Origin of the sequence: Immundisolibacter sp. (genome assembly GCF_041625615.1) — a bacterium.
Taxonomy (GTDB): Bacteria; Pseudomonadota; Gammaproteobacteria; order Immundisolibacterales; family Immundisolibacteraceae; genus Immundisolibacter.
This window is the reverse complement of the sequence record NZ_JBFJTF010000234.1, coordinates 1-1,750: the sequence shown is the minus strand read 5'-3', so window position 1 is coordinate 1,750 and position 1,750 is coordinate 1. Positions and strand designations below refer to the sequence as shown.

At 68.7% G+C, this 1,750-nt stretch carries 2 protein-coding genes and 1 pseudogene; 2 read left to right on the top strand and 1 reads right to left on the bottom strand.

From position 1 onward, the window contains the following. Window positions 1–70: 70 nt before the first annotated feature. Window positions 71–514, bottom strand: a complete 444-nt coding sequence (locus ABYX71_RS11855; RefSeq protein WP_372696697.1) for an acyl-CoA thioesterase — start codon at window positions 512–514, stop codon at window positions 71–73. 144 nt (window positions 515–658) lie between these two features. On the opposite strand from ABYX71_RS11855, the gene ABYX71_RS11850 reads away from it, so the two are divergent. Together ABYX71_RS11850 and ABYX71_RS11845 are read left to right on the top strand one after the other, a co-directional pair. Next, a complete protein-coding gene (locus ABYX71_RS11850; protein ID WP_372696696.1) occupies window positions 659–1,195 on the top strand; it encodes an acyloxyacyl hydrolase in 537 nt (178 codons plus the stop codon). A gap of 110 nt (window positions 1,196–1,305) precedes the next feature. Continuing rightward, window positions 1,306–1,750 (top strand): annotated as a pseudogene (locus ABYX71_RS11845) (acetate/propionate family kinase); the annotation flags it as partial.

The following is a 1,750-nucleotide window of genomic DNA, read 5'->3' as shown; positions in this document are numbered from 1 at the left end:
GTGGGCGCGGGCGTAGTCGTCCGGGTGGCCGGCACGCGGTGCATGCTCCCAGGAAATCTCGACAGTGAATTCAGACATCGCTCGGGTCCTCCGGTAGCGACAACATGCGGTCCATGAAGGCCGGCGGGCGGCGCACCACGCGCCGGGCACGGTAGTCGAAAAACCCCATCAGGGTACGCGCGCGCAGCACGTCGTGCCCGTCCCGACCGAGCCGGTAGCGGAACTCGCAACGCGCCGCGCCCAGCGGCACCAGGGCCAGTTCCGCGCGCAGGCGGTCCCCCCAGAACGCCTCGGCCGCGTAGTGCACTTCGAGCTCCAGCATGATCAGGCCGGCACCGGCGCTGTCCGCCTCGTCGAACCCGGCGGCGGCCAGCCAGCGCCGGCGCGCCTCGTGCAGCAGACTGACCGCCGCGTCGTGCCCCAAATGGCCGCCGTAGTTGATGTCGCGCGCCTGCACGGTCAGCGTGCAGACAAACGGCAACCGCTCCGGCAACGCCAACGGCCGCGCGCTCATCGGCCGTCCACGCGTGCGCTGCTTGCTACCACCCGCGCCGCCGACAATAATCGGCGCCCACGCCAGCCTGCTGTAGCGTTATCCATAACCATCACAATCCGGTTGAACACAAAAAACCGCACCCATCGCTCAGGGAGAACAGATATGGTCCGCCGTATTTCCAAGCTCGTCACCGCCGTGCTGCTGTGTTGCGGCCTCACCCCCCCCGCACTGGCGCAGTACCGCGGCGAGTTGTCGGTGGGCTGGGGCAACGATGAAACCCAGCTGGTACGTCTGGGCCTGGCACGCGACTGGCAGCACGCCTGGTTCACCGACGGCGACTGGCAGCTTGGCGGTTACTGGCTGGCCGAAATCGGCTACTGGGACAGCGACGAGCGCGGCGCGCACAACGACGACCTGTGGGAAGTCGCCCTCACGCCGGTGCTGCGCCTGGCGCCGAAGGCAACCGACGGCGTACGCCCCTACCTGGAAGCCGGCATCGGCGGCCACATCCTGTCCGACACGCGCATCGGCCGGCGTCAAATGTCCACCGCCTGGCAGTTCGGCAGCCACATCGGCGCCGGCCTCGACTGCGGCCAGCTCGAGATCGGCTACCGCTTCCAGCACCTGTCGAACGCCAGCATCAAGGAACCGAACGACGGCATCAATTTTCACATGCTGACGCTGGGCTTGAGGTTCTGAGCGGACCGCACGTCGAAAAAGGGCCGCATGGCCCTTTTTCTTTGCCCGGCCGCCGTTCCGGCTGCGGCATCATGACCCGGCCATCCGCCACGTCTTCCGGGTGTTCCGGCATGGAAATCCTGACCGTCAACGTGGGCAGTTCCTCGGTGAAGCTGGACCGCTTCGCGCTTGCCAACAGCGGCCTGCAACCGCTGGCGAAGCACCGCGGCGCGGACGCTCCGGCCCTGGACGCGCTACCGCCGCCGGCGGTGGTGGTACACCGGGTGGTGCACGGCGGCACGTTCGCCCGGCCGGCGCTGATCGACGCCCCGGTGGAGGCACAGATCGCGGCCTGCGCGCCGCTGGCGCCGCTGCACAACCCACCGGCACTGGCCATGATCCGCGCCTGTCGCCAGCGCTTTGGCCCCGACGTGCCGCAACTGGCGGTGTTCGACACCGCCTTTTTCGCCGACCTGCCACAGGTGGCGCGCAGCTACGCCCTGCCACGCACCCTCACCGAGGCGCACGGCATCCGTCGCTACGGCTTTCACGGCATCGCCCACCAGGCGTTGTGGC